The following is a 25,873-nucleotide window of genomic DNA, read 5'->3' on the forward strand; positions in this document are numbered from 1 at the left end:
GCCGATCCTGCTTTCGTCTGCCTCATCGACAAAAAGTAACCGTTGTCCAAGTCAAGTACACTAACCCGTGTGATTAACCATCACACAGTCTGGACGACAGTCCAGGCGGGAAATGTATGACTTTTGATCCGGAACAGAGTGCCAAGCGGACGAACCAGCCCGCACATACGATGGCACGCGACAGACTTGTCTGTCTTCTTCTGGATCAGATCAAGCGCGAAAAGGGCGTTTGGTGGATGCCTTGGCAGTAAGAGGCGATGAAGGACGTGATACTCTGCGATAAGCTATGGGGAGCCGAGAATAGGCTTTGATCCATGGATTTCCGAATGGGGCAACCCACTTGAATGCTTGATGATATTATCTCGCTTATGCGAGGTGGCTATCATTGAGTATAATCAAGTACTTATTACCTGAATACATAGGGTTTTAAGAGCAAACCCGGGGAACTGAAACATCTAAGTACCCGGAGGAAAGGACATCAATAGATACTCCCCTAGTAGCGGCGAGCGAACGGGGACCAGCCGAGCAATGATTGTGATTAGAATGGTCTGGAAAGGCCAACCATAGTGGGTGACAGTCCCGTATAAGAAGCAAGATTTGACGTATTAAGTAGGGCGGAACACGTGAAATTCTGTCTGAAGATCGGGGGACCACCCCCGAAGGCTAAGTACTCCTTACTGACCGATAGCGAACCAGTACCGTGAGGGAAAGGTGAAAAGCACCCCGACGAGGGGAGTGAAACAGTACCTGAAACCGAACGCCTACAATCAGTTGGAGGGGCTTTACGCCCTGACAGCGTACCTTTTGTATAATGGGTCATCGACTTGGTCTCACGAGCAAGCTTAAGCCGTTAGGTGTAGGCGCAGCGAAAGCGAGTCTTAATAGGGCGTCGAGTTCGTGGGATCAGACCCGAAACCGAGTGATCTAGGCATGACCAGGATGAAGGTAAGGTAACACTTACTGGAGGTCCGAACCCACACCTGTTGAAAAAGGTCGGGATGAGTTGTGCCTAGGGGTGAAAGGCCAATCAAACTCGGAGATAGCTGGTTCTCCGCGAAATCTATTTAGGTAGAGCGTCATCCGAATACCCCGGGGGGTAGAGCACTGGATGGGTAATGGGGCCCCACAGGCTTACTGATCCTAACCAAACTCCGAATACCCGGGAGTACTAGATGGCAGACACACTGCGGATGCTAACGTCCGTAGTGGAGAGGGAAACAACCCTGACCTCCAGCTAAGGCCCCCAATTCATGGCTAAGTGGGAAAGCAGGTGGGACGACCAAAACAACCAGGAGGTTGGCTTAGAAGCAGCCATCCTTTAAAGATAGCGTAACAGCTCACTGGTCTAATTAAGTTGTCCTGCGGCGAAGATGTAACGGGGCTCAAGCCATGAGCCGAAGCTGAGGATGCACATAGTGCATGGTAGCGGAGCGTAGTGTGACATAGCTCCATGCGTCCTTATCCTTGCTTGCAAGGTATTGGACGCAAGGAGCTTTCAGTGAAGCCGGGCTGTAAGGCATCCGGTGGAGAGATCACTAGCGAGAATGATGACATGAGTAGCGACAAAGAGTGTGAGAGACACTCTCGCCGAAAGTCCAAGGGTTCCTGCTTAAAGCTAATCTGAGCAGGGTAAGCCGGCCCCTAAGTCGAGGCAGAAATGCGTAGACGATGGGAATCAGGTTAATATTCCTGAGCCAGTGGGATGTGACGGATTGCGACGGTTGTTCCTCCTTATCGGATTGGAGGGGCCGCTTAGCAGTTCCTGGAAATAGCCCCACGTCAGACCGTACCCTAAACCGACACAGGTGGACTGGTAGAGAATACCAAGGCGCTTGAGAGAACGATGTTGAAGGAACTCGGCAAAATACCTCCGTAAGTTCGCGAGAAGGAGGCCCGGTAGATACGCAAGTATTTGCCGGGGGCACAAACCAGGGGGTGGCGACTGTTTACTAAAAACACAGGGCTCTGCGAAGTCGCAAGACGACGTATAGGGTCTGACGCCTGCCCGGTGCCTGAAGGTTAAAAGGAGGGGTGCAAGCTCTGAATTGAAGCCCAGGTAAACGGCGGCCGTAACTATAACGGTCCTAAGGTAGCGAAATTCCTTGTCGGGTAAGTTCCGACCTGCACGAATGGCGTAACGACTTCCCCGCTGTCTCCAACATCGACTCAGCGAAATTGAATTGCCTGTCAAGATGCAGGCTTCCCGCGGTTAGACGGAAAGACCCCGTGCACCTTTACTACAGCTTCACACTGGCATTAGGCCGAACATGTGCAGGATAGGTGGTAGACTTTGAAGCCAGGACGCTAGTCCCGGTGGAGTCACCCTTGAGATACCACCCTTGTTCTGCTTGATGTCTAACCGCGATCCGTTATCCGGATCCGGGACCCTGTGTGGCGGGTAGTTTGACTGGGGCGGTCGCCTCCTAAAGCGTAACGGAGGCGCGCGAAGGTTGGCTCAGAGCGGTCGGAAATCGCTCGTTGAGTGCAATGGCAGAAGCCAGCCTGACTGCGAGACTGACAAGTCGAGCAGAGTCGAAAGACGGCCATAGTGATCCGGTGGTCCCAAGTGGGAGGGCCATCGCTCAACGGATAAAAGGTACGCCGGGGATAACAGGCTGATACTGCCCAAGAGTCCATATCGACGGCAGTGTTTGGCACCTCGATGTCGGCTCATCTCATCCTGGGGCTGGAGCAGGTCCCAAGGGTACGGCTGTTCGCCGTTTAAAGAGGTACGTGAGCTGGGTTTAGAACGTCGTGAGACAGTTCGGTCCCTATCTGCCGTGGGTGTAGGATACTTGAGAAGAGTTGCCCCTAGTACGAGAGGACCGGGGTGAACGATCCACTGGTGGACCAGTTGTTATGCCAATAGCAGTGCTGGGTAGCTATGATCGGAAAGGATAACCGCTGAAGGCATCTAAGCGGGAAGCCCCCTTCAAAACAAGGTATCCCTGAGGGCCGTGGTAGACCACCACGTCGATAGGCTGGAGATGTAAGTGCAGCAATGCATTCAGTTGACCAGTACTAATGGCCCGATAGGCTTGATTTGATCCAGTAGAAGACAGAAACTTCTACGGAAAATCAAAAGCATACACATCAACAAGTAGACTTGAACCTGAACAACAATTGATAATCTCTCGACTTTGGATTTTTCCTCGGTCTGGTGGTCATAGCGCGAGCAAAACACCCAGCCCCATCCCGAACCTGGCCGTTAAGTGCCGTAGCGCTGATGGTACTGCGTCTTAAGACGTGGGAGAGTAAGTCGCCGCCAGACCTAGAAAAAATCCAAAACGATCAAAAAAACAAAAAAGCCCCCGCAAGAGAAATCTCGCAGGGGCTTTCTTGCGTAAACAAAATCACGCAATCGACACAAGACGTAAGCGAAGAAAAGGTCCCCCTGCAACCGCCACAAGGGGGACCTGCCGTCGTCGTGCCTTGCTCTCCTCCAGACGCCTGAAATAATGTTGATGGTGAGCGGGTCATAAGCCTCCGGGCGCATACCGTGCACGCGTTTACGCGGCATGGCTCGGCTTGACGCCGAAAGCCGATTTCAGCGACGGGAAAGAAGGGCTCGGGCGGATCACCAAGGCAGGCAATCGATACCTGCGAAGGATGCTCTACCTCGGCGCAATGGCCCAGATCAGCGCGCCGCGAGGACGGTGAGAGGTTGCATCAGGCCCAGGCACCGGACTGGGTTGATCAGATGCTCGCTTGCAAGCCCGTGAAGGTGGTCGCAATCGCGCTGGCCAACCGCATGGCTCGAACGGTCTGGCCACTGATTGCCCGTGGCGGCAGCTACCGAGCTGCTCCAGCCTGAGACGGAATGAACCGCCCCGAGTTTGCCGGAGGCTGATTTCGGTTAGTTACGCGGCCATGTCTTCAGTTTCCAGAGCGGCGTAGAAGTTTGCCTCTGCTTCTGCCGGCGGGATGTTCCCGATCGGCTCGAGCAGGCGGCGGTTGTTGAACCAGTCGACCCATTCGAGGGTGGCATATTCGACGGCCTCGAAGTTGCGCCACGGCCCGCGACGGTGGATGACCTCGGCCTTGAACAGGCCGCTGATTGTCTCCGCCAGACCCTGAACGCGGTCGAGGAGAGGATCGAAGCGCTGCAAGCGCGCAGCCTGCGGATGGACCGCCTGCTGACCCGTCACACGCTGGCTCGGGTGGCGCTGGTCGGCGGGGTGATGGCCGCGCTAACCCTCAGCGGGTCCTTCCTGGCGGTGACGTTGATGATCGCCAGCCAGCAGCCCACGCCAACGCCAAGCTTGGCGCAACCGCCCGAGGCACTGCAAGGCAGCCGGACGATCCGGGGTGTGGGCGGCCTTGGCGAATTGATCGCACTGCCGCCCGGCCTCGTGCCGGCACGCTGTCCGCTGGGGACAGGGGCTGGACGCACTTGTCTTCAACGAGAGGAGTAGAGGATGGCCCTGACGAACTTGGAGCGCGAGTTGCTGTCCTGCGTCGAAGAGCTCGGCAAGAGCGTGGAAGACTGCATGAGGAAATTGATCGAGCAAGAAAGGTCGCTCGCGCGCTTGCAGGAGGAGTTGCACGAGTCATTGAACGGATTGGAGCGTTCCTTGCAGGCCCCGAATCCGGAGGAAAGGCCTCCGCGCGGGTTTCTGTTCACGAAGTGAAGAATCAGTCCCCGGATGCGCCGAAACGAAGGGGTGCAAAGCCGGCGCCACCCCTCCAGGGGCCTTCATAAGTTATTGAAAGAATGCGTGGAATGAAAAGAGCCAATTTTACTGACGAACAGATCATCGGTATCTTGGAAGAGCACCAGGTTGGTGCGACCTGCCCGGAGCTGTGTGACAAGTACGGCATGTCCACCCGAACCTTCTACAGCTGGAAGGCCAGGTTCGACCTGCCGCAGGCATCGGGGTCAGACCGGATCGAGCGTCTCGAAAACGAGAACGCGAAGCTGAAGAAGATGCTGGTGGAGCAGATGTTAGCTTTGGAAACGGTCAAGGAAGAAGTCGCTCTGCGGAAGGTGACGCTGCCAAGCCATGAAGCGCCGTAGACGCAACAAAACTACCAACATACATAGGAATGGAAAGGCTTCGCCATGTATCACACCTTGACACATGCATCACATCATGATACATCCCTGTCATGATCCAGAGTGCCAAGGGCAAACTTGCCACGAACGCCTTGCAAGGCAAGTATGGGAAGAGGTTTCCCACCGATCTCGTAAAGCGCACGCGGGCCATGCTCACGGCGCTGGACGCGGCTGTTGTGGTGGAAGACCTGCGCTTCCCTCCTGGCAACAAACTCGAGGAACTCAAGGGAGATCGTGCCGGGCAGCACTCGGTACGGATCAATGGCCAATGGCGTATCTGCTTCGTCTGGACACCGAAAGGACCAGCCGAGGTCGAAATCGTCGATTATCACTGAAAGGAGACGTCATGAGTTTGCTTGAAGACCCGATGCACCCAGGCGAAGTACTAAAAGAGCTATACCTTGATCCGCTTGATATCGGCGCGATCGGGCTGGCCCGTCGCCTCGGCGTTCCGCGGACGCGGATCGAACGGCTAGTGAAGGGGGCGACGAGCATGACGCCGGATACGGCGCTGCGGCTCGCTCACGTGTTCAACACGACCCCGGAGTACTGGATGAACATGCAGACCAATTTCGACATGCATGCCGCCATCCAGCAGATTGACGTGTCCGACATCGAGCCTCTGGTGGCCTGAACGGGCACCAGTCCCGTCCCTCCTACGGCCCGTCATTATGCGAGCGTGCAGGGCCTGGCCTCCGCCGCCTTGAAGGACATCGCCCCCACAAGGCAGGGGACGGAAAGGCGGCTGCCGCCAAGGGCGGCAAGGTTTTACGTCATGTGATCTCGTGCAGCAGTGCTTCGGCCTGTTCGAGGACAATTTGAACAGCCTTTTTCGATAGGTCAGGAGGATAGCCGTATTTTCGAAGGATGCGTCGCACAAGAATCCGCATCTTGGCCCGTGCACTTTCCTTCGTATGCCAGTCGACCGTAGCGTTGCGGCGCACTTGATCCAGCAATTCATGAGCGATGAGGCGCAGTTTCTCATTTCCCATCGCTTCCACGGCAGTAACATTCTGTGCCAAGGCATCATAGAAGGCCAGCTCGTCATCTGACATCCCCTCAGCTTCACCACGCATGGCCGAAGCCTTGACGTCTTTAGCGATATCAATAAGAGCTTGAATCATCTCAACCGTAGAGATTGCATTGGCATGGTAACGAGCGACGGCTTCCTCAAGTCGCTGACTGAATGCCCGGCTTTCAACAACGTTGCGCTTAGTTCGGCTCATAATTTCTCCATTGAGCAGCTTCTTAAGCGCTTCCAGAGCGAGATTTTTTCGCTCCATAGATTGAACTTCTAACAAGAAGTCGTCTGACAAAATGGAAATATCTGGTGTCTTGATGCCGGACGCCTTTAAAATATCGACGATCTCGGCGTCAGCGACAGCCTTATTTAAAAGTTGCTCGATGGCAAAGTTTTTTGCCCGCGAGGACAGTTTGCCTTTCGCTGATGTCTTCGCCATCGCTGCGCGAACAGCTTGCAAAAAACCAACTTCGTCCTTCACAGACTTTGCCAGGTCGCTGGACGATGCCAGCGCAAAAGCACGTGACATCTCAAGACTGGCATCCTGAAAACGTGATAGCTGCTTCTTCTTTTCAGCTTCTGTTGACGCGGCTTGAGCCTTGTTGGTCTGCTGCCCAACGATCCAATCAACGGCATCGCCCAAGGCCTTCAATCGGGCTTGTGCGGTGCCGCTGAGCCCTAGACTGTAGTCGTGGCCGCTGAACATGCTACGCACTACATCGAGCTTCTCGGCGAGCAAGGCGACCGCCTGCTCTTCGTCAATTCCGGTTCGCTCTCGATCCGCATCAGAGTACTGCGAAAGCGCATCTTTAAGATTCTGGGCGATGCCGATGTAATCGACCACAAGCCCGCCCGGCTTGTCTCTGAAAACTCGGTTTACGCGCGCAATGGCCTGCATCAGACCGTGCCCGCGCATAGGCTTGTCGACATACATTGTGTGCATACTTGGCGCGTCGAACCCTGTCAGCCACATGTCCCTTACGATCACAAGCTTCAACGGATCATCTGGAGTGCGCGCGCGTTTGGCCAAGTCGTCCCGGCGCTTCTTATTGCCGATGTGCTCCTGCCATTCTAGGGGATCAGAGGCTGAGCCAGTCATGACGACCTTTACGGCTCCAACTTCGTCAGTGTCTGAATGCCATTCCGGACGCAGTTTGACAATTTCATTGTATAGAGAGACGCAGATGCGGCGGCTCATGCAAACCGCCATGGCTCTGCCACCCAAAGCGGAGGTTCGTGCCTCCAGATGTTCTACCAGGTCCGCAGCGACCTGCTTCAGGCGCTTATCTGCGCCGACGAGGGCTTCAACCGTGCTCCACTTGGCTTTAGCCTTTTCCTGCTCGGATAGAGTATCGTCTTCTAGGATGGCGGCAATTTCTTCATCGATCTTGGGCTTTTCGTCTTCACCCAACTCGATGCGGGCCAAGCGACTTTCATAATAGATGGGAACCGTAGCTTTGTATTCGACCGCTCTAGTGATGTCGTAAATGTCAACATAGCCCCCGAAAACTGCAGGTGTGTTCACATCAGCCGTCTCAATCGGAGTGCCGGTAAAGCCAACGAATGAGGCATTAGGAAGTGCCTGCCGGACGTAGTGAGCATACCCGTATCTCCGTTCACCGGTCTTGGCGCTCACTTTGGCATTCAGCCCATATTGGCTTCTGTGTGCTTCATCGGCGATCACGATGACGTTGCGGCGGTCCGTCAATGTAGGAAAACGCTCTTCCCCCTTCTCGGGAGCGAATTTCTGCATGGTTGTGAATATCACACCACCGGATTGACGCTCTAGAAGCTCGCGCAAGTCGTCTCGGCTCTCTGCATGTTCTGGGGTTTGCCGGATCAGATCCTTAGTAGTCGCGAACGTCTGGAACAGCTGGTCGTCGAGATCATTTCGATCAGTCAAGACAATCAGGGTCGGATTCTGAAGCTCAGGACTTCGAACCAACAAGCCTGCGAAAAAGGCCATTAGTAGTGACTTCCCTGAGCCCTGAGTATGCCAGATCACACCAATGCGGCGATCGCCTTCAGGCTTTGAGGCCTCGATCGCGTTAGTTAGGGCTTTTCGCGCGCCGAAAAACTGGTGGTAGCCAGCGATGATCTTGAACGGACCATCGCCTGTGTCACCAAAAACCGTGAAATCGCGCAGCAGCTCCAGGAAGCGACCTTTGTCGAATACGCCCTTCAGCAGCGTCTCCATTTCCTGCGGGCCTTCAGGGGTAAAGTCCTCCGCAGCGCCAGTTACGGAGCGCCATGGCATGAACCGCTCTTCATTGGCTGTCAGTGATCCGATCCGGGCTAGCAAACCGTCTGAACTGACCAACACAGCGTTTGTACGAAACAGGGATGGGATCTGCTGCTTGTAAGTTTGAAGCTGGGCGAAGGCATCTTCGATCGTAGCGGTTTCGCTTGCAGCGTTCTTCAGCTCGATCACCGCCACCGGTAAGCCGTTCAAGAATACTATCAAGTCAGGGCGGCGCTTGTGCTTCCCCTCGATCACAGTGAACTGGTTGGTCACCAGCCAATCGTTAGACTGAAAATCCTCAAAGTCGATCAGCCAAACTTTGTCACCCCGGATCGTCCCGTCATCCGCCTTGAACTCGACATCCACACCATTGACCAGAAGCGCGTGTATGCGTCGGTTCTCTTCGGTCATCTTAGATTGAATAATCGGTTCTTCGTTCCCGATGGGGCCCTCGACGAGTTCATTGAGCGGAAGATGATTGTCCCAGCAGTTATGCGTGAGCGCGGGGGCCAATCATGATGACCGTGGATGATCAGTCCCTTCATGCGTGGATGCTGTCGAGACCGCCTCAAAGCCGGAGCAAGGGTTTGTCGAACGAAGCCTGCGTCAGCCGGTCTGGTTCGACTAGAAACGTAGCCAAGATGGCTCTGCAGGAGGGTAGGGTATGCTGCGAGAAATTCAGCTGATTTCCACTCAACAATTGGCAGAGCACCTCGGATACGACAAAGCGTCGACTTCCTTCTATGAGTTTTGTCGGCATCTTCGTATCGCACCAGTGCCTGGTCGACGTGGATGGTACGACCCCAAGTTGGTGCGGTCGAGGCTGGACCAGTCGCAAGGCATGGATCAAATATCCAGAGATGTGAGCTCTAGCTCTCGAAATTTGGTTGCGGAAAGGAGGGCCCGCCTTGGTAAAGCGTAGTCTGCCTAAAGGGGTTCATAGGGTTCGCCGAAAAGTTAAGGGCGGGGTCAAATACCACTTTTACGCGTGGCGCGGCGGCCCGAAGTTCTGGGAAGATGTCATCCCATACCCAGTGGTGCCTGAGTTTTTCCAAGCATTCTCCGCTTGCACCGCTTCGCAAAAATCTAGCTTCACTCTAATCGATGAACTTGTAACAGATTTTCTGAGTAGTGATGCCATGCCCCCTAGGACACGTTCGCGGGAGGATGTCGAGCTCTGGGTCAAGAGATTTCAAAACGAGTTCGGTGGAGATCCCATGGCCATGTTCGAAGAGCCTGCCTCTCGATCTGAACTTAATACTTGGCGCAAGCGCTGGATTCATTCACCGAAACAGTACGACATGGCGGGCACACACGCAGTTAAATTACTGAATTGGGCTGTCGGCGAGGGGCGACTTAAGGAGCATTACTGCCATAAACTGAAGAAGATCTATGTGGCCAATCGTAGCGAGATTGTGTGGACGCCAGCAGATATTGAGGCGTTTAGCAAGGTCGCGCCTGAATGGGTCCAGCGCATCCTGATGCTGGGTTGTGAGACTGGGCTGCGCGTGGCGGATTTGGTGAAGGTTCGGAGGAACCACTTTGAGAAAACGACGCATGGGAAGCGTCTACGCTTCAAGACGGGCAAGCGTGGGCGCGTTGCATATATTCCTGTAACTCATGGTCTTCAGACGCTCTTGGAAACGACGCCTGATGGTCAGGAAACACTTCTGGTAGGGCAGCTTGGTGATCCCCTAACGCCCCGATGGGCATCTCACCAGATAACGAAGTGGCGGCGTGAAGCCAAGGTGTCCCCTTGGGAAGATGGGCGAGAAAAAACGCTTGCGGACACTCGGGGCACAGCAGCGACGCGTTTGCTCAATGCAGACCTCTCGCTGCGTCAGATTGCAACACTCATGGGCTGGTCAGTGCGCTATGCTTCTGAGGTCATTGAAATATATGCGCGTGTCAGTCCTGATGAGAGCGACAACGTTCTTGCCCTCATGAAGGCAGCTGAAAAACGTCAGGATGCACCGAAATTGTAAACGCAACTGTAAACGGCTTGGCCGTTACATCGAGAGGAGTGATCTAAGTGTTTGAAAATAAATGGAGGCGAGTACCGGAATCGAACCGGTGTGGACGGATTTGCAATCCGCTGCGTCACCACTCCGCCAACTCGCCTGCCGTGGTGTGGCTCCATTGAACGTGAAGCCGTGAGCCCGGTTCAAAGCGGGCCTGTTACAGCCGCTTGCATCGGGTTCGGAGCGCTTTATTGCCGCTTTTGCATCTCTTGTCCAGAGCAGCCACCGGAAATATGTGCTCCATATCGTCGGGGCAGGTAACCTGACTGAAAACAAATGAAAATTACTGTTCGGCCTCGCAGAGATAGCGGGAGGTCATGTAACCGATGACCCGGTCGACGATGGCGGGGCGGACGTGGACGTTGTCTTCGCCATAGGCGTTCAGGCCGAGGGTCGTGATGATCTCGTAACTGGGGAAATAGTCGACATCCTTAAAGCTCTGGATCGCGAGTTCGGCCACGACACGCAGCACGGATTTAGAATAGGCATTCCTGGAAACGGCGTCTCCGCCGGCGAAGGTGACCTGGATCGGGACCGGCGAAACTGTCAGCAGGACCTTGCGGCGGCCCTTTTCCATCAATCGTTCGAGCATTTCGAAAATCAGCATCTGACTTTGCCCGATATCCAGTTGCTGGAACAGGAAGCGGCCAGGGTGCGCGTTCATCAACTTCCGGCTCGGGGCCTCGTTCAGATAGGTGCCTGTTTCATTGTCGTACCAGGTTTCCACCAGCCCGAGGGTCACCACAACTACATCTGACTGCGCAAGGCCCTCGGCATAAAGGTCGCGGATCTGTCCACGCCGTTCCATCGCGCGGGCTTCGGCGACCGGGCGGGACCCGGTAGCAAGCAAGCAATCGAGAACCTCTCCCTTGCCGGCGGGATACAGACCAGCCCCATCGACGGGGCGATCCAATGCGGTGACGCATTGCAGCATCGTGCCGGGGTTGTACTGGTTCAGGATCCGGTTGGGCTGGCCCGGTGCCTCTTCCTGCGGGGCGGTGAAATGGGCGGTCGGCACGGTCAAGCCCCGCGCCAGCAGGGCTTTTTCCACATTGCGCGCGAAGCAGGAACCGATGGTAAAGACACTGTCGCCCGTCGACAGGTGAAAGCCCGGCGTGACCTCGGGAAAGATCATCCCGCCCTCGTAACGAGCATCGCTGCGGTCGGGGTATTTGCGCGCCTTGTTTCTGAGCGCCTCGGAAAAGGCCTCCTGTCCGGCAATCTGGTTCATGGCGTATCCTTTGGACTGACGGGCAGGGGGCCCGGCTTTCTGCTGCCTCAGGGCTAATCCTGTGAAGTTAAGAAAGCTTCAATTCCGGGCAGTCACACTGCGGCGCGACAGCCAGTCACAACGACAAAGGTGGGATCACACGCATCGTGGCGTTGCTGCCGCCTTTTCTATGTGGCAAAACCTTCGCAGAGAAGATTCTGAACGGAAGAGTCTAGTTATGACCGACTACGCTGCCCGGCGGACCATGATGGTCGATGCCCAAGTCCGGCCCTCGGATGTTACCAAGTTCCCGATCATCGAAGCGATGCTTGCCGTCCCCCGAGAGGTCTTCGTGCCTCGGGACCGCAAGGAAGCCGCTTATCTCGGTGAAAACGTGAGCCTTGGTGGCAACCGCGTACTGCTGGAACCCCGGACCCTGGCCAAGATGCTGGATGCGCTGGATATTCAACCGGACGAGCTGGTGCTCGATCTCGGGGCGGCGCAGGGCTACTCCGCCGCCGTGATCTCGCGCTTCGCAGAGGCCGTGATCGCCGTCGAGGAACAAGAGGACCTCGTGGCGGACAGCCAGCAGATCCTCAGCGATCTGGGGGCCGACAATGTCGTCCTGCATGACGCGAAACTGGCCGAAGGCGCGCCGGAACATGGACCCTATGACGTGATCCTCGTCGAAGGCGGGGTCGCCTTCCTGCCCGACGCCATCACCGACCAGCTCAAGGAAGGCGGCCGGATCGCGGTCCTGTTCCTGGAAGGGCACCTGGGCGAGGTTCGCCTTGGCTACAAGGTCGACGGCAAGGTCAGCTGGCGCTTTTCATTCAACGCCGGGGCCCCGGTTCTGCCGGGCTTCGAACGACATTCTGCCTTCACGCTCTGATCCCGCGGGGATGGTGGCGCAGGCGCGGTAAAGACAGACCGGCGAACCGGTCGCATGAAGGAGCAGAAGATGGCGAAACGGTTTGGGGCCGAAGTGGTCCGGCGCGGGCGCATGGATGTCGGCACGCATGTTCGCAGGCTGCTGACCGGTTCTGCGGCGGGTCTTGCGTTGCTGGTGATGCCGCTTGCGGCGGGGGCCGAAAGCCTGGGCGACGCGCTGGCCGACGCATATCGCAACAGCGGCCTGCTGGTACAGAACCGGGCGGTCCTGAAGGCTGCCGATGAAAGCGCAGCCCAATCGCTTGCCACCCTGCGCCCGGTGCTCAGCTGGTCGTCCGGGGTGACCAACAGTTTCGCCCGCACCTATGCTTCCGGCGTGGATTACGGCACCGCCTCGACCTCGGCCAATGCCGGTTTGACAGCCACGCTGCTGCTGTTCGATTTCGGCGCCAGCCAGATCGCCATCAACGTGGCCAAGGAAACCGTCTTGCTGACCCGTCAGCAGCTTGTGCAAATCGAACAACAGGTCCTGCTGCGCGCCGTCAGCGCCTACATGGAAGTGCGCCGGTCGACCGAAACCCTGTCGCTGCGTCAGGCCAACGTGCGCCTACTTTCGCAGGAACTTCAGGCGGCACAGGACCGGTTCGATGTTGGTGAAGTGACCCGCACGGACGTGTCCCAGGCCGAAGCGGCCCTTGCCGAAGCGCGCAGCGGTCTTGCGGTGGCGCAGGGCAGCCTGGAACAGGACAAGCTGGAATACGAGGCCGCGGTGGGGCATCTGCCGGGCACGCTGCCCGAACCCTCGCGTCTTGGCACTGTGCCGTCTTCGGTCGAAAGCGCGACCCAGACGGCCCTGCAGATCCATCCTTCCATGGACGTGGCACGCCGGCAGGTGACGATCGCCGAAATGCAGGTCGATATTGCCACCGCGAACATGAACCCGACGCTGAACGCCACCACCAGCTATGGCCTTACCAAACCGTTCGAAGGCGATACCCACACGCTTGGCGGCTCTGTCGGGCTGACACTGTCGGGACCGATCTACAGCGGCGGGGCGCTGGCCTCGGTCGAACGTCAGGCATTGGTGAACCGCGAAGCGACGCTGGCCAACCTGCATGTCGTTTCCGACACCGTGAAGCAAAACGTCGGCACCGCCTATACTGCCGTCAAGGTCGCTCAGGCGGCAACGGTGTCGGGCCGCGAACAGGTGCGCGCCGCTGAAGTCGCCTTTGAAGGTGTCCGTGAGGAAGCGACCCTTGGGGCGCGGACCACGCTCGACGTCCTGACCCAGGAACAGACCCTGCTGGATGCCCGGACGTCCTACCTTTCGGCCCAGGTGGACGAAGTGCTTGCCCGCTATTCGCTGATCAGCGCCATGGGGCAGCTGACCGCACAATCGCTTAGCCTGAACGTCGAGATCTACGACCCGACCGCCTATTACAACATGGTGAAATCGGCCCCCGCGCGCCTGTCCAAGCAGGGCCAGCAGCTTGATTCCCTGCTGCGGCGGATCGGGCAGGAGTAACTCTGCCCCATCCGCTTGAGACATTCGGTATCGCGGGCTAGACTTCTGCCCATACCAAGAGGGCGGCGGAATGGCGGATCACAATGACGGCTCGGGCATGGGTGACGAACCGGACGCCCCTACGGGGGCGGCCCCCTCTGGCAGGGGGCAGGCAGGACAGGAAGCTGACCCGCTGGTCCTGTCGCCGGAACTGCGTGTGGCCCCTGGCGCTGCGGATAGCCTGCCGCCCGAAACCGAGGCCTGGCCGGGGGCGCCTGTGGACCGGCGCGTCCTGGACAATCGACATTACGGGAATGATGGTCCGGCTGCGCCTGTCGCCGGGCGTGACACCAGCCATCTTTCCGCCGAAGAATGGGATGAAGTCTGGGAAGACGCCCGTGCCTTCGACGAAGCAGAGCTTCGCGAATTCATCCGTGGCATCGTGCGCGAAGAGATGGAGATCGCCCTGCGAGACGTCAACCTGCGCAACATCCGCAAGCATGTGAAACGAGAGATCGCCAAGGCCCTCTCGGGCGCGTCCAAGAAGGGCTAGGGAGCGCCTAGGCCCTGACGGGGTCTGCCATGGCCAGCAGGCGGTCTAGGTCCATGTGGGCCTCGATATGGGCAGCAAGGTCGTCCAGCACCCGGTCGACCGATGCGCCATATCCTGGCTGTGACGGCGCGCCCAACCGATCCAGGAAAGTGGCGCGGAACCCATCCGAGGCAAACAACCCGTGCAGGTAACAGCCCTGAATCCGCCCATCTTCGGAGGCCGCCCCTTCCCGGCGTCCCGACAGGTCCAGCCAGGCACGATCGCAATCCGGTCCGCTGGTTTCACCAAGATGGATTTCATATCCCGACAGCGCCGCGCCGCTGGCAGGGTGGCGCGCCGCGCTTAGCGCGACACGTTTGCCCGGTCGCATCACAGTGTCGATATTCAGGTGCCCAAGACCGGGATAGCGGCCGGGTCGGCCCTCCAGCCCTTCGGGGTCGCTGACGCTTTGCCCCAGCATCTGGTAGCCGCCGCACAGGCCAAGCACATGCCCGCCGCGCCGGATATGCGCGGCAAGGTCAATGTCCCAGCCGTTGGCGCGGAAGGCATCCAGATCCGCGATCGTCGCCTTGGAGCCGGGGATCAACACCAGTGCTGCATCGCCGGGCAGGGGGCGTCCGGGGGCGATGATCTCAAGCGTGACGCCCGGTTCGGCCGCCAGCGGGTCGAGGTCATCGAAATTGGCGATCCGGCCAAGGCGGGGCACGGCGATCTTCAGCGCGCCGGTGCTGCCGGGCCGGGCGCGGTCCAGGTCCATGACGTCTTCGGCGGGCAGGCGCCAGGCATCCGCGAACCAGGGCAGCACCCCCAGCGATGGCCAGCCGGTGTGATCGGAAATCGCCGTCACGCCGGCATCGAACAGCGCCACGTCGCCCCGGAACTTGTTGACCGCAAAGCCCTTGATCCGGGCGCGGTCGGGGGCCGAGATGACTTCCCGCGTGCCGACGATCTGCGCGATCACGCCGCCCCGATCGATGTCCCCGACCAGGATGACAGGCACATCAGCGGCCTCGGCAAAGCCCATGTTGGCGATGTCCCCGGCGCGCAGATTGACCTCGGCTGGGCTGCCGGCACCTTCGATCAGCACCAGGTCGGCGCCCGCTCCAAGGCGGTGGAAACTGTCCAGAACGGCCGGCAGCAAGCTGGCCTTGAGGCGGCCGTAGGCGCCGGCGGCGGCGGTGGAATGTAGCTGCCCGCGCAGGATCACCTGGGCGCCGGTTTCGGATTCGGGCTTCAGCAACACCGGGTTCATATCGACCTCGGGCGGGCGGCGACAGGCCAGCGCCTGAAGCGCCTGAGCGCGCCCGATCTCGCCGCCGTCAGGGGTGACGGCAGCATTGTTGGACATGTTCTGCGGCTTGAAGGGCGCGACCGACAGGCCGCGATTGGCAAAGGCACGTGCCAACCCCGCGACCAGCATCGACTTCCCGACGTTGGAGCCGGTGCCCTGTATCATGATCGCCCTGGTCACATGCCCCGCCTTTCGCCGCACCAACCGGCGGCCTTGCTGTTCTTCGGGCGGTTGTGCCACGGCGTCTCGGCGCTGCCAATCAAAACCCGCAAACGAAAATCGCGCCCCCTCGGGGACGCGATTTTCTGGGAAACCACTGAGGGAACAGAGGCTTATGCGGCTTCAGCTTGCTCTGCCGCGTGGCGGCGTTCGCTTTCTTCACGGCTCAGGGCGACCGAGGTCCGGATCCCCTTGGAGACGAAGTCCATCAGGCCTCCGACAACGCGTTCGTTCGGGTCGATCCCGGCGCAGGACAGCACTTCGCGGCCATCGCGCGAGCGTGCCCACCGAGCGATCTGCTCGGGGCCGTTGCCGTACTTCTTGTCATCCGCGATCGCGTCATCCAGGGCTGCAAGGACAACGGCGGCGAAGAGTTTCCGTGCGCGGTTGCCCTGTTCGTTATTGAAGGCGGTGCCATCAACGAAATCTTTCATGATCCGTCCTTGCTTATTGCTCTTGTGTTTCGGGCGTGCCGCCCCTTATGACGAACTGAATGCGATTCGGGTAGCGCAATCATGCATCCCCGTCATGCGTTCAGCGCATGCCTCGCAGAGCGATATTCGCAGCGGCTCCGGACAAGTGCGGCGCGCTTGCCACAAGCGCGCACCGGATATATAGGCTGCGCAACCCAACGTTCAACCAGTACAGGCGAGCCGACATGCCCAAGATCAACGGAAACGAAATCCGCCCCGGTAATGTGCTGGAGCATAACGGCGGCCTCTGGGCAGCCGTGAAGGTCGACCACGTCAAGCCCGGCAAGGGCGGTGCCTTTGCCCAGGTCGAGATGAAGAACCTGCGCAACGGGTCCAAGCTGAATGAACGCTTCCGTTCTGCGGACAAGGTCGAGCGCGTGCGCCTGGAACAGCGCGACATGCAGTTCCTGTATGAAAGCGACGGCATGCTGGCCTTCATGGATACCGAGAACTTTGATCAGGTCGAACTGCCCTCTGACCTGCTGGGCGACCGCCGGCCCTTCCTGCAGGACGGCATGACCATCGTGGTGGAATTCCATGAATCAGAAGCGCTTAACGCCACCGTCCCACAGAAGGTCGTCTGCAAGATCGTCGAGACCGAGCCTGTCGTGAAGGGCCAGACCGCCGCCAACAGCTTCAAGCCCGCGATCCTGGACAATGGCGTGAAGGTCATGGTGCCACCCTTCGTCGGTCAGGACGAAGACATCGTGGTCAACACCGAATCCATGGAATATTCCGAGCGCGCCTGAGCGCGCTGCATCGGTCCGGCAGGGCACCGCGAGGCCGCAATCACAGGCCTTGGACCTCTGGAGAGTGAACGCCGCCGCTCGGGGAACCGGGCGGCGTTTTGCATTGGCGAACCAGGGGAAGGTGAGGGCCCTTAGAGGCGACGCGGATGCCTTGGGGCAGGGGGCCGGGCCTTGGGGTGGAAGGGCGATCCTGTCGCCTGTGTGGCTGCCTTGTCATGCTTGCCCGTCATCCGTCAGGGTGGTTGCCCAACCGCCCCGGTCGAGGTGCCAGGAGGGCGGGCAGGCGGCGGATACCGACCCTTAAGGCTCGTAAAACCGCCGACACTCCTCCGATTGCAGGCACCACAAGACATCCCGCCCAAGATTTGCGCCATGGCCCGGTTTGCTGACCATTCCCGCGGCGGATTTCGAACCGGACGCCCTTGGCCGCTTGCTCAGCTATCCTCTGGCAGAAAAACGCGAGCTTCCCCGGCCTGCATCGCCCCGGTCGCGCGGTCAAGGCGCAGGTAGGCGATGGCCTGATCGCCCGCAACGCTGTGCAGGGTGCCGACGGACTTGCCCTCGGCCGTGATCTCGGTGCCCGGCGTGGCGGGGCCTTCCAGCGTGACGCGGCGCAGGCCCTTGCGCAGCTCGGTCTTGTGTTTCATCCGGGCGGTGACTTCCTGCCCGACATAGCAGCCCTTGCGGAAATCCACGCCATTCAGGTGCTCGAACCCGGCCTCAAGGATAAAGGTGTCGGGGGTCAGTTCGATGCCAGTTTCGGGGATGCAATGGGCGACGCGGATAGCGTCGAAATCGGTACCATCGGTACCGCCCTCGGCGCCGATCAGATGCCAGCCGAGCGCCGCATGGCGGGGGTCGGTGAAGGCCCCCTCGGGCGCCGGGCCGGTGCCGCGCAGGACCTGAAGGTCCGTGACATCGATCGTCACATCCGCGCGCAGGCGGTACATGGTCAGGCGCTGCGCCAGGGCGGCGGCCTGGGGTTCGGCGACCTCCAGCAGGATGTCCGCGCCATCCTCGATCAGGATGAAATCGCAGATGAATTTGCCCTGCGGGGTCAGCAACGCGGCATAGACCGGGCCGTCCCCCAGCCGATCAAGGCTGTTGGTGACCAGGTTCTGCAGGAAATGCTGCACATCGGCGCCGCCAAGGCGCAGGATCTTGCGGGGGATCATTGGGCTGTCGGGCATGGGACTTTCGCTTGTCATTGGCCCCGAGTATACCGCGTGGCGCAGAGGTTAACAGGGGGGTGCCATGGCAGCCGCGCTTTCGGTGGTGATCGCGACCATGAACGACGAAGCCGGGCTGGCACGCTCGGCCGCCGCGCTGTTCGAGGGCGTGCAGGCCGGCATCCTGCGGGAACTGATCGTCAGCGACGGCGGGTCGGGCGACGGCACCGTGACCCTGGCCGACGAAATCGGCGCGCGTCTGATCACCGGACAGGGCGATCGTGCCGCCTTGCTGGCGCAGGGCGCGGCGGCGGCGCAGGGCGAATGGTTGCTGTTGCTTGGTGCAGGTGCATCGCCCGCGCGGGGCTGGAGCGATGCGGTTCTGGCGCAGATGCAGGCCGGGCGCGCCGGGGTCTTTCGTCAGGCACCGGGGGCGGGCCTCGGGGGGCGGGTCGCTTCCTGTGCGCGAACCTGCGGGTGCGTTTCGGCGGGCGGGTCACGCCCGGCCGGTGCTTCTGGTCCGGGCGCGGGATTTCGGCGGGGCGATCCGCCCCGACCTGATGTCGGTCAGCGCCCGAACATAGCCCAGATCATCCGGCGCGCCATTGTCGCATCGACGGGCGGCGGCGGCAGGTCCTTGCCCTCGGCCCGGCGGCGCGCGGCTTCGCGTTGTTGCGCAACCGCATCGGCCGTGGGGCCGTCGGTCTTGAACTGAAGGTCATGCAGGTGGGCATAGATCCCGCCGCGTTCCAGCAGTGCCTCGTGCGGGCCGGCATCCACCGCATGGCCGCTTTCCATCACAACGATCTTGTCGGCATTGCGCACCGTCGCCAGCCGGTGGGCGATGACGATGGTCGTGCGCCCCTCGGCCAGCCGGTCCAGCGCGCTTTGCACCACCGCTTCGGATTTGGCATCCAGCGCCGAGGTCGCCTCGTCCAGCAGCAGGATCGGCGTATTGCGCAACAGGGCGCGGGCGATGGCCACGCGCTGACGTTGCCCGCCCGACAGGTTCGACCCCCGCGGCCCCACGGGGCTGTCCAGACCCTGCGGCATCCGGGCGACGAAATCAGACACATGGGCGGCGTCCAGCACGCGGCGCAATTCGTCTTCGCTGACATCCGTGCGACCCAGCAGGATGTTCTCGCGCAAGGTTTCATCGAAAAGCAGCGCGTCCTGGCTGACCACGGAGAACATTCCGCGCAGATCGGGCAGGGACATTTCGCCCACCGGCACGCCGCCGATTTCGACAGAGCCCGCCTTCGGATCGACCAGCCGGGTCAGCAAGTTGAACACCGTTGATTTGCCCGCCCCCGATGCGCCGACAAGCGCCGTGGTCGTGCCCGGCTCTGCGGTAAAGCTCAGCCCGTCCAGCACCTCGGTTTCGCCATAGGACAGGCGCACGTCCTTCAGGGTGATCCCCGGCACGCCGCTCGGCGCGGGCTTGGGGGTCGCGGGGGACACCAGTTGCGGTTGGGTTTCCAGCAATTGCCGGATCCGCTCGATCGCGGCCGCCGCGACCTGCCAGGTGCCGGTGACCCCGCCCAGACGGCGCAGGGGTTCAAAGGCGAACCCGATCGCGGTGAAGAAGGACACGAACTGGCCCACGGATTTCTCGCCCGAGATGATCTCGGCCCCGCCGAAGATCAGCACGCCGAGGAAGCCGAGCCCGGCCATGACATCGATCATGCCGGGGATCGCCGAGGTGCCCACGGTGGCGCGGATCTCGGCCTTCACCAGCTTGTCGGTCAGGGCGGAATAGCGGGTGTACTGGTAGTCTTCCAGCCGGTTCAGCTTGACCGGGACGATGCCGTGAAAGACCTCGTCCAGACGGATGGCCAGCCGGGCGCCCAGATCGCGTGCCTCGCGGGACCGCGCGCGGATAAAGCGTTGCACGACGAAGGAGGGCGCGATCAGCAGCGGCGCGCCGACCAGCGCGACCAGCGTCCATTTCCAGTCGACCGAGACCGCGACCCCCATCAGGATCACGAGCGAGATCAGATCGCGCCCCGCCCCGGTCAGGATCGCTGCCCAGACATCGTTGATCGAGGCGACATCGGTCTGGATCCGCTGGATCAGGTAGCCGGGCGGGTGGCTTTGGTGGAAGGGGCCGTCTTGACGCATCAGGTGGCGCAGCAGGTCGCGGCGCAGGTCGGCGGCATTGACCTGAGCGATCCGCGCCAGCAGCACCTTCTGCGCGACCGAAGCAAAGGCCCGGGTAATGAAGATCGCGACGACAGCCAGCCCGACCCAGCCCAGGGCCGAAGTATTGCCCTCGATGAAGACGCTGTCGAACATCGGCTTCATGATCCAGCTGAGCGCGCCCAGCATCGACCCTTCCAGCGCCATGAACAGCGCCGCAAAGATCAGCGCCAGCCAATGCTTGTGCAGGTAGCCCTTCCACAGCCAGCGGATCAACACGCCGCCCTTTTCATCAGCCGTGCGCGGCAGGTCGCGTTCATCCGGCGCCACGGGGGGTGTTTGCGATGCGGCTTTGGGCGGTTCAGCGGGAACGGCGGTGTCGCCGGCAGGGGCGGGTTTGGCGTCGTGATCGCTCATGACGGGGTCTTCCCGCGGCCGCGCGACTTGCGGGCGTCAAATTCGGCCTGCAAGGCCTTGGGGTCGTATTCCGTCTTCACCCAGTCCTCGAAACCGATGGGATCCCGTGCATTGCGCGCGGCATAGCTGTCCAGAATATGGTCGAGAATGCCGGTCTTCGTCCAGCGGAAGTGGACATATTTCGCCGACAACATCTTTTGCGCCTCCGCGACGGGGCGGCCTTCGATCACCAGCAGGTAGATGGCCGAGGCGAACCCGGCCCGGTCTGCCCCGGACTTGCAATGCATGACAAAGGGTTTCTCGATGCTGCGGAAGGCCTCGATCACCGACAGGATCTCTTCTGCCGAGGCTGCCTCGCGGGCATAAAGATTGCGGTCCACCAACGTCAGGCCAAGGGCCTCGCAGCTTTCCTTTTCCGTGAGGTAGTGCGCCGCACCACCCGCGCCCCGCAGGTTCAGCACCGACTTGATGCCGAGCGCCTTCATCTTCTCGAACCGTACATGGGTCGGGTGATTGGAACGCCAGACATCCGGGGCGATCAGAAAGAAGTTGGTCCAGACCTTGCGCAGGATCGCATGGTCGAACCAGTCGTTGTAGATCGCGGCCCGGCGCCGGTTTTCCGGCGTGGACAGGTCGGTATTGTAGGAGGCGCGCAGGTCGCGCTCCCAGTTCTTGACCCGGTCGACCAGTTTCATGCGGCGGTTCCCTTGTGAAGTCGGGGTGGTTTCGGGCCCCGGCAAGGGGCTGGTCCCATGTAGGCGAGGATGGGGGATGAGGCAAGCGGAGGTCCGGGACGCGCGGGCGCGCAGGGACCCGTGACAGGCGGCGAACGCCGGCGACCGAGGTAGCGATCCGACCTCGGCCCGGACCAGGCGCGGGGAAATTTCCACCGGGCCAAAGCGGTGCCCCCAGGGGCAGGGCGGCCCGTGACGGCGATTGCTGGCCTCCCGTGCATTGACCTTGCCCGACACGGCGCTATTGCTGGGGCGTCCCGGTGCCGCGCCGGGGCTTTCCGCTTCGAAAGGACCGACGATGTCTCTCGCCCACGGCCGCCCCTACCTTGCCATTCCCGGCCCTTCCGTCATTCCCGACCGGGTCTTGCAGGCGATGCATGCGCCGGCGCCGAACATCTACGAAGGCGACCTTGTCGAGATGACCTTCGGCATGATCCCCGACCTGCGGCGGGTGGCGCGCACGGCGCATGATGCGGCGATCTACATCGCCAATGGCCATGGCGCCTGGGAAGCGGCGCTGAGCAACGTTCTGAACCCCGGCGACAAGATCCTGGTGCCGGCCACCGGGCGCTTTGCCTTCGGCTGGGCCGATATGGCCGAAGGTCTGGGCCTGGTGCCGCATATCGTCGATTTCGGGCGCAAGGCCACCATCGACCCCGACCGCCTGCAAGAGATCCTCGAACAGGACAAGGCGCATGAGATCAAGGCGGTTCTGTTCAGCCACGTCGATACCGCGACCTCGGTGCGCAATGATCCGGCCGCGCTGCGGGCCGCGCTGGACGCCGCCGGTCACCCCGCCTTGCTGATGGCCGATTGCATCGCCTCGCTGGCCTGCGACCGTTTCGAAATGGATGCCTGGGGCGTGGATATCATGGTGGCGGGCTGCCAGAAGGGGCTGATGGTGCCGCCGGGCCTGTCCTTTGTCTTCTTCAATCCGCGCGCCGCCGAGGCCCGCGAAAAGGTCACGCGCGTCAGCCGCTACTGGGACTGGAAGCCGCGCTCGGCGCCGGATTTCTTCTACAACTTCTTCGGGGGCACCGCGCCCACGCATCACCTGCTGGGGCTGCGGACCTCGCTCGACATGATCGCCGAGGAAGGGCTGGAGAATATCTGGGCCCGTCACGCCACCCTGGCCCGCGCGGTCTGGGCGGCCTGCGATCATTGGGCCTCTGCCGGGCCGCTTGAGATGAACCTGGCCGATCCCGCGATCCGCAGCCATGCAGTGACCGCCCTGGCAATCGGGCCGGGCAATGGGCAGGCGCTGCGCCGCTGGACGGCGGATCAGGCCGGGCTGACCCTGGGTCTCGGCATCGGAATGGACAGCGAAACGGACCCCGGTGGCACCGGCTTTTTCCGCATCGGCCACATGGGGCACCTGAACGGGCACATGGTCCTTGGTGCGCTGGGCGTGATCGAGGCCGGGATGACCGCGCTTCAGATCCCCCACGGGAAGGAGGCGCTTAGCGCCGCCGCAGGGGTCATCGCCGCCGGGCGCATCGATCTGGCGCAGTAGCCCGCGCCTCGGTAGAAGGCCAGGGGCCCGGAACCGCAAGGATGCCGGGCCCCTGTTCTATCGGAAGGGGTCTCTCGGCACTGGAGCATCCGCGCGGCGTTGCCTGGCGCGGATCACCTCGATGCCGCCAAGGATCAGATCGGCGAGGGCAAGCGCCACCGGCATACCCAGTGCCGGCGGATCGCGACGCGGATCCACAGCAGGTTGATCAGCCCCATGACCGGCGCCGCGATGGTCTAATCGGGCGCGCCTTTGGGAGCAGGAGCTTGCAGGCTGTGATGTTGGGGGCTGCCGGGCCATGGCCAGGCTCTTTGCAGTCTTCCCCAACCCATCGGATGGTCGGCCCGTTTGCGCCCTGACACGAGCCTTTCCAAAACAAGGCTGACGCCGATGTGACCCCATGCCCACGGGGGGCGTCAATGCGACCTTTCTGCCTCAGGCAGACAGGTCGAGACGCGCAAGCGCGCGGGGCAGGGCCGCTTCCAACTGGGCCATCTGGTCTTCGGGGCCGCATGAAATACGGATGCAGCGATCCTGCGGGGCCACGAAGGGCATGCGCACGAAAACGCCCTCCTCGGCGAGCGCCGCAACCATGGCGCGGGCGCGGGCACCGTCGGCGCCCAGGTCCATACAGACGAAATTGGTGGCCGATGGCAGCGTTGTCAGGCCATTGGCGGTGGCCATCCCGGCGATCCGCTGGCGCGAGGCGGCAATTTCATCGCAGATATGGGGCAGCCAGGCAGTATCTTCCAGTGCGGCCAGCGCCCCGGCCTGCGCGGTCCGGTTCATGCCGAAATGGTTGCGCACCTTGTCGAAGGCCCGGATCAGACCCGCCGCGCCAAGCGCATAGCCCACCCGCGCGCCCGCCAGCCCGTAGGCCTTGGAAAAGGTCCGCATGCGGATCACCCGCGGGTCGTCGATCGGCAGCGGCAGTGCGGCCTCCGCTGGGGCAAGCTCGGCATAGGCTTCGTCGAGGATCAGCAACGTGCCCTCGGGCAGGTCGGACAGGGCGGCCGCGATCCGGTCGCCGGGCAGGTAGCTGCCCATGGGATTGTCGGGATTGGCAAAATAGACCAGCTTGGCGCCGGTTTCGCCGGACTTGGCGATCAGCGCCGGCAGGTCTTCGGAATCGTCGCGATAGGGCACCGTGTGGATCGTGCCGCCAAAGCCCGTGACATGGTAATTGAAGGTCGGATAGGCCCCAGCAGAGGTCACTATATTGTCGCCGGGACCGATGATTAGGCGGACAAGATCCGCCAGCAACCCGTCGATGCCGGTGCCGACCACGATATTGTCGACCTCGCACGACCAGTGCCGGGCCAATGCGTTGCGCAGATCGTGGCTGGCCGGATCGCCATATTGCCAGATCCCGTCAAGCGAGGCGCGCATCGCCTCCAGCGCACGGGGTGAAGGCCCAAAGCCGTTTTCGTTGGCGCCGAGGCGCGCGGCAAAGGGGGCATTGCGCCGGCGCTCAAGCTCTTCCGGGCCGGTAAAGGGCACGGAAGACGGCAATCCGGCAGCAAGCGGGGTCAGGCGCGCGGCAGAGCCGGCAGGGCGGGTGGCACTGTGCTTGGTCATGGCGCGTCATAGCTGCGCCGGGCGGGGTCTTGCAAGATTTTTGACGCGTCTTTTGACGGCGAATTTTATGCCTCGATCAAAGCGGCCCTGGACCCGGTCGCGCGGTGTTTGCAAAGTTGGCGAGGGGTGTTTGCAAAAGGTGCCTGGGGCGGCAGAGATGCGCGGTCAGGGGGCGGTCAGGGTTCGTCTGGGGCCGGTTGATAGCGTCCGTTCTCGGTCCGCCGCAGTTTGCCTTCTCGCAGCAAGGTGCCAAGCGCGCGCAGGCTGTCTTCGCGGTCGAACGCTGCCGGGGCCATGGATTTCACCTGCGCCATCAATTGCCGACGCGAGAAATGCGGCTGACCTTCGACCCTGGTCAATTCCCTTGCGGCCTGATGCAGGATTTCTGTCGGCAGGGGCATTCTGCGTCCCGGTGAAGGATCCGCGACCGGACGGGGCGCAGGCGGAGTCACCTCGGGTTTCCCGACCCCGCCTTCATGCCCCTGCTGAGATGCTGCCGGTTCGGAAGGCGGTCCATCGTCAAAGTGTTCCCCGCGGGGCTGCGCGGAAGGCGCTGCCACGCCATGCGAGGCTTGCTCCAGATCCTGCCGGTATGGGGCTGCAGGGCCCGCGTCCCGCTCCGGGGTCTTGATTTCGGCCCGGCGGGTGGCAACGGCGGCCCGCAGATGGGCAAAGGAGACCCGGCGGCGGCTGGAGTCACTCTGGTCGAAGGCCCGGTCGGTTTCATGCAGAAGGCGGTCGATCTGCGGCCCGGCAATCGGGGCGGTGTCGGCCGGTTCGTTGTGCTCCGCCGGGGGGCGGGCTGGCGGGGGCGTTTCAGCAGGCGGCGCAGCGTTCCCTTGTGGCGCCATGCCCGCCGCCGCGATCTGCGGGCCAAGCACCCGCAGGCATCCTTCCAGGGCCGCGAGGATTTCTGCCGGGTCATCGTAGCCTTCCAGGGTGCAGGAAAAGTCGCCAAAAGACACCGTGAGGCTTTTTGTGGTCGCACTCACTTTTCGCCGCATCGCCCCTGTCCTGACGTTTCTGACCCTTGCCTGTTCCCGTGGGCTTAGGGGGCCGCGCGTCGGCCCGCAAGGGGCGCGTGGCTGGAACG

20 protein-coding genes, 1 tRNA gene, 2 rRNA genes and 3 pseudogenes are annotated in these 25,873 nt (G+C 61.2%); 15 read left to right on the forward strand and 11 right to left on the reverse strand.

Features of this window, described 5'->3' with window-relative positions; genetic code table 11:
• Nucleotides 1-208: 208 nt before the first annotated feature.
• The 3 genes and pseudogenes from PSAL_RS01025 to PSAL_RS01035 all read left to right on the forward strand — a co-directional run.
• Nucleotides 209-3,046 (forward strand): 23S ribosomal RNA (locus PSAL_RS01025).
• Between the two features lie 110 nt (nucleotides 3,047-3,156).
• Nucleotides 3,157-3,271 (forward strand): 5S ribosomal RNA (gene rrf, locus PSAL_RS01030).
• A gap of 233 nt (nucleotides 3,272-3,504) precedes the next feature.
• A pseudogene (locus PSAL_RS01035) lies at nucleotides 3,505-3,660 on the forward strand (transposase); the annotation flags it as partial.
• Between the two features lie 200 nt (nucleotides 3,661-3,860).
• Here the strand turns inward: PSAL_RS01035 and PSAL_RS01040 are convergent.
• Nucleotides 3,861-4,070, reverse strand: a pseudogene (locus PSAL_RS01040) (IS3 family transposase); the annotation flags it as partial.
• 54 nt (nucleotides 4,071-4,124) lie between these two features.
• Between PSAL_RS01040 and PSAL_RS01045 the strand changes: the two are divergent.
• From PSAL_RS01045 to PSAL_RS01065, 5 genes are all read left to right on the forward strand, one after another.
• Nucleotides 4,125-4,415 (forward strand): hypothetical protein, encoded by a 291-nt coding sequence (locus PSAL_RS01045; protein ID WP_196941888.1) that lies wholly within the window; start codon nucleotides 4,125-4,127, stop codon nucleotides 4,413-4,415.
• A 3-nt stretch (nucleotides 4,416-4,418) separates the two neighbouring features.
• Nucleotides 4,419-4,631: a hypothetical protein gene (locus tag PSAL_RS01050; protein WP_119838418.1), complete on the forward strand. Its 213-nt coding sequence runs from the start codon at nucleotides 4,419-4,421 to the stop codon at nucleotides 4,629-4,631.
• Nucleotides 4,632-4,723: 92 nt separating this feature from the next.
• Nucleotides 4,724-5,017 (forward strand): transposase, encoded by a 294-nt coding sequence (locus PSAL_RS01055; RefSeq protein ID WP_196222738.1) that lies wholly within the window; start codon nucleotides 4,724-4,726, stop codon nucleotides 5,015-5,017.
• Nucleotides 5,018-5,109: 92 nt separating this feature from the next.
• On the forward strand, nucleotides 5,110-5,391 hold the full coding sequence (locus PSAL_RS01060; RefSeq protein WP_119838420.1) for a type II toxin-antitoxin system RelE/ParE family toxin: 282 nt from the start codon (nucleotides 5,110-5,112) through the stop codon (nucleotides 5,389-5,391).
• An 11-nt stretch (nucleotides 5,392-5,402) separates the two neighbouring features.
• On the forward strand, nucleotides 5,403-5,690 hold the full coding sequence (locus PSAL_RS01065) for a HigA family addiction module antitoxin (RefSeq protein ID WP_119838421.1): 288 nt from the start codon (nucleotides 5,403-5,405) through the stop codon (nucleotides 5,688-5,690).
• 139 nt (nucleotides 5,691-5,829) lie between these two features.
• Here the strand turns inward: PSAL_RS01065 and PSAL_RS01070 are convergent, their stop codons facing one another.
• On the reverse strand, nucleotides 5,830-8,730 hold the full coding sequence (locus tag PSAL_RS01070) for a type I restriction endonuclease subunit R (protein ID WP_119838430.1): 2,901 nt from the start codon (nucleotides 8,728-8,730) through the stop codon (nucleotides 5,830-5,832).
• Between the two features lie 497 nt (nucleotides 8,731-9,227).
• Here PSAL_RS01070 and PSAL_RS01075 point away from each other — a divergent pair, with 497 nt between their 5' ends.
• Nucleotides 9,228-10,304, forward strand: a complete 1,077-nt coding sequence (locus tag PSAL_RS01075) for a tyrosine-type recombinase/integrase (protein ID WP_119838422.1) — start codon at nucleotides 9,228-9,230, stop codon at nucleotides 10,302-10,304.
• A 62-nt stretch (nucleotides 10,305-10,366) separates the two neighbouring features.
• On the opposite strand, the gene PSAL_RS01080 is transcribed toward PSAL_RS01075, so the two are convergent.
• A tRNA-Cys gene (locus PSAL_RS01080) sits at nucleotides 10,367-10,440 on the reverse strand.
• A gap of 183 nt (nucleotides 10,441-10,623) precedes the next feature.
• Nucleotides 10,624-11,571, reverse strand: coding sequence for a GSCFA domain-containing protein (locus PSAL_RS01085; RefSeq protein WP_119838423.1), 948 nt, complete (start codon nucleotides 11,569-11,571; stop codon nucleotides 10,624-10,626).
• Nucleotides 11,572-11,788: 217 nt separating this feature from the next.
• Between PSAL_RS01085 and PSAL_RS01090 the strand changes: the two genes are divergently transcribed.
• The 3 genes from PSAL_RS01090 to PSAL_RS01100 all read left to right on the forward strand — a co-directional run bounded on the left by PSAL_RS01090 (nucleotide 11,789) and on the right by PSAL_RS01100 (nucleotide 14,498).
• Nucleotides 11,789-12,442, forward strand: coding sequence for a protein-L-isoaspartate O-methyltransferase family protein (locus PSAL_RS01090; protein WP_119838424.1), 654 nt, complete (start codon nucleotides 11,789-11,791; stop codon nucleotides 12,440-12,442).
• 69 nt (nucleotides 12,443-12,511) lie between these two features.
• Nucleotides 12,512-13,966 (forward strand): TolC family outer membrane protein, encoded by a 1,455-nt coding sequence (locus PSAL_RS01095; protein ID WP_231388574.1) that lies wholly within the window; start codon nucleotides 12,512-12,514, stop codon nucleotides 13,964-13,966.
• Nucleotides 13,967-14,036: 70 nt separating this feature from the next.
• A complete protein-coding gene (locus PSAL_RS01100; RefSeq protein ID WP_119838425.1) occupies nucleotides 14,037-14,498 on the forward strand; it encodes a hypothetical protein in 462 nt (153 codons plus the stop codon).
• A 7-nt stretch (nucleotides 14,499-14,505) separates the two neighbouring features.
• Here PSAL_RS01100 and PSAL_RS01105 read toward each other — a convergent pair whose 3' ends face one another.
• Together PSAL_RS01105 and PSAL_RS01110 are read right to left on the reverse strand one after the other, a co-directional pair.
• Nucleotides 14,506-15,969, reverse strand: a complete 1,464-nt coding sequence (locus tag PSAL_RS01105; RefSeq protein ID WP_119838426.1) for a cobyric acid synthase — start codon at nucleotides 15,967-15,969, stop codon at nucleotides 14,506-14,508.
• A gap of 152 nt (nucleotides 15,970-16,121) precedes the next feature.
• Entirely contained in the window at nucleotides 16,122-16,442 is a 321-nt protein-coding gene (locus PSAL_RS01110) for a DUF6280 family protein (protein WP_119397947.1), read from the reverse strand.
• Between the two features lie 224 nt (nucleotides 16,443-16,666).
• Between PSAL_RS01110 and efp the strand changes: the two genes are divergently transcribed.
• Entirely contained in the window at nucleotides 16,667-17,230 is a 564-nt protein-coding gene (gene efp, locus PSAL_RS01115; protein ID WP_119838427.1) for an elongation factor P, read from the forward strand.
• A gap of 434 nt (nucleotides 17,231-17,664) precedes the next feature.
• Here efp and ygfZ read toward each other — a convergent pair whose 3' ends face one another.
• On the reverse strand, nucleotides 17,665-18,405 hold the full coding sequence (gene ygfZ / locus PSAL_RS01120) for a CAF17-like 4Fe-4S cluster assembly/insertion protein YgfZ (RefSeq protein ID WP_119838428.1): 741 nt from the start codon (nucleotides 18,403-18,405) through the stop codon (nucleotides 17,665-17,667).
• A 79-nt stretch (nucleotides 18,406-18,484) separates the two neighbouring features.
• Here ygfZ and PSAL_RS19195 point away from each other — a divergent pair.
• Nucleotides 18,485-18,802: pseudogene (locus PSAL_RS19195) on the forward strand (glycosyltransferase); the annotation flags it as partial.
• Between the two features lie 164 nt (nucleotides 18,803-18,966).
• Here PSAL_RS19195 and PSAL_RS01125 read toward each other — a convergent pair.
• Both PSAL_RS01125 and PSAL_RS01130 read right to left on the reverse strand, forming a co-directional pair.
• Nucleotides 18,967-20,955, reverse strand: a complete 1,989-nt coding sequence (locus tag PSAL_RS01125) for an ABC transporter ATP-binding protein (protein WP_119840343.1) — start codon at nucleotides 20,953-20,955, stop codon at nucleotides 18,967-18,969.
• Nucleotides 20,952-21,650, reverse strand: a complete 699-nt coding sequence (locus tag PSAL_RS01130; protein WP_119840344.1) for a tyrosine-protein phosphatase — start codon at nucleotides 21,648-21,650, stop codon at nucleotides 20,952-20,954. The genes PSAL_RS01125 and PSAL_RS01130 overlap by 4 nt, the downstream gene beginning before the upstream one ends.
• 337 nt (nucleotides 21,651-21,987) lie before the next feature.
• Here PSAL_RS01130 and PSAL_RS01135 point away from each other — a divergent pair, with 337 nt between their 5' ends.
• On the forward strand, nucleotides 21,988-23,202 hold the full coding sequence (locus tag PSAL_RS01135; RefSeq protein WP_119840345.1) for a pyridoxal-phosphate-dependent aminotransferase family protein: 1,215 nt from the start codon (nucleotides 21,988-21,990) through the stop codon (nucleotides 23,200-23,202).
• Nucleotides 23,203-23,637: 435 nt separating this feature from the next.
• On the opposite strand, the gene PSAL_RS01140 is transcribed toward PSAL_RS01135, so the two are convergent.
• Entirely contained in the window at nucleotides 23,638-24,780 is a 1,143-nt protein-coding gene (locus PSAL_RS01140) for a pyridoxal phosphate-dependent aminotransferase (RefSeq protein ID WP_119840346.1), read from the reverse strand.
• 176 nt (nucleotides 24,781-24,956) lie between these two features.
• A complete protein-coding gene (locus PSAL_RS01145) occupies nucleotides 24,957-25,745 on the reverse strand; it encodes a hypothetical protein (RefSeq protein ID WP_196941889.1) in 789 nt (262 codons plus the stop codon).
• Nucleotides 25,746-25,873: the final 128 nt, after the last annotated feature.

Origin of the sequence: Pseudooceanicola algae (assembly GCF_003590145.2) — a bacterium.
In the GTDB taxonomy this organism is placed as follows: domain Bacteria; phylum Pseudomonadota; class Alphaproteobacteria; order Rhodobacterales; family Rhodobacteraceae; genus Pseudooceanicola; species Pseudooceanicola algae.

What these genes read in the sequence shown, in the direction of transcription:
- PSAL_RS01110 (WP_119397947.1), bottom strand. Translation starts at nt 16,442, where the DNA reads ATGAAAGATTTCGTTGATGGCACCGCCTTCAATAACGAACAGGGCAAC.
- PSAL_RS01045 (WP_196941888.1), top strand. Translation starts at nt 4,125, where the DNA reads ATGGACCGCCTGCTGACCCGTCACACGCTGGCTCGGGTGGCGCTGGTC.
- PSAL_RS01085 (WP_119838423.1), bottom strand. Translation starts at nt 11,571, where the DNA reads ATGAACCAGATTGCCGGACAGGAGGCCTTTTCCGAGGCGCTCAGAAAC.
- PSAL_RS01090 (WP_119838424.1), top strand. Translation starts at nt 11,789, where the DNA reads ATGACCGACTACGCTGCCCGGCGGACCATGATGGTCGATGCCCAAGTC.
- PSAL_RS01100 (WP_119838425.1), top strand. Translation starts at nt 14,037, where the DNA reads ATGGCGGATCACAATGACGGCTCGGGCATGGGTGACGAACCGGACGCC.
- ygfZ (WP_119838428.1), bottom strand. Translation starts at nt 18,405, where the DNA reads ATGATCCCCCGCAAGATCCTGCGCCTTGGCGGCGCCGATGTGCAGCAT.
- PSAL_RS01095 (WP_231388574.1), top strand. Translation starts at nt 12,512, where the DNA reads ATGGCGAAACGGTTTGGGGCCGAAGTGGTCCGGCGCGGGCGCATGGAT.
- PSAL_RS01070 (WP_119838430.1), bottom strand. Translation starts at nt 8,730, where the DNA reads ATGACCGAAGAGAACCGACGCATACACGCGCTTCTGGTCAATGGTGTG.
- PSAL_RS01130 (WP_119840344.1), bottom strand. Translation starts at nt 21,650, where the DNA reads ATGAAACTGGTCGACCGGGTCAAGAACTGGGAGCGCGACCTGCGCGCC.
- PSAL_RS01065 (WP_119838421.1), top strand. Translation starts at nt 5,403, where the DNA reads ATGAGTTTGCTTGAAGACCCGATGCACCCAGGCGAAGTACTAAAAGAG.
- efp (WP_119838427.1), top strand. Translation starts at nt 16,667, where the DNA reads ATGCCCAAGATCAACGGAAACGAAATCCGCCCCGGTAATGTGCTGGAG.
- PSAL_RS01055 (WP_196222738.1), top strand. Translation starts at nt 4,724, where the DNA reads ATGAAAAGAGCCAATTTTACTGACGAACAGATCATCGGTATCTTGGAA.
- PSAL_RS01125 (WP_119840343.1), bottom strand. Translation starts at nt 20,955, where the DNA reads ATGAGCGATCACGACGCCAAACCCGCCCCTGCCGGCGACACCGCCGTT.
- PSAL_RS01135 (WP_119840345.1), top strand. Translation starts at nt 21,988, where the DNA reads ATGTCTCTCGCCCACGGCCGCCCCTACCTTGCCATTCCCGGCCCTTCC.
- PSAL_RS01060 (WP_119838420.1), top strand. Translation starts at nt 5,110, where the DNA reads ATGATCCAGAGTGCCAAGGGCAAACTTGCCACGAACGCCTTGCAAGGC.
- PSAL_RS01050 (WP_119838418.1), top strand. Translation starts at nt 4,419, where the DNA reads ATGGCCCTGACGAACTTGGAGCGCGAGTTGCTGTCCTGCGTCGAAGAG.
- PSAL_RS01140 (WP_119840346.1), bottom strand. Translation starts at nt 24,780, where the DNA reads ATGACCAAGCACAGTGCCACCCGCCCTGCCGGCTCTGCCGCGCGCCTG.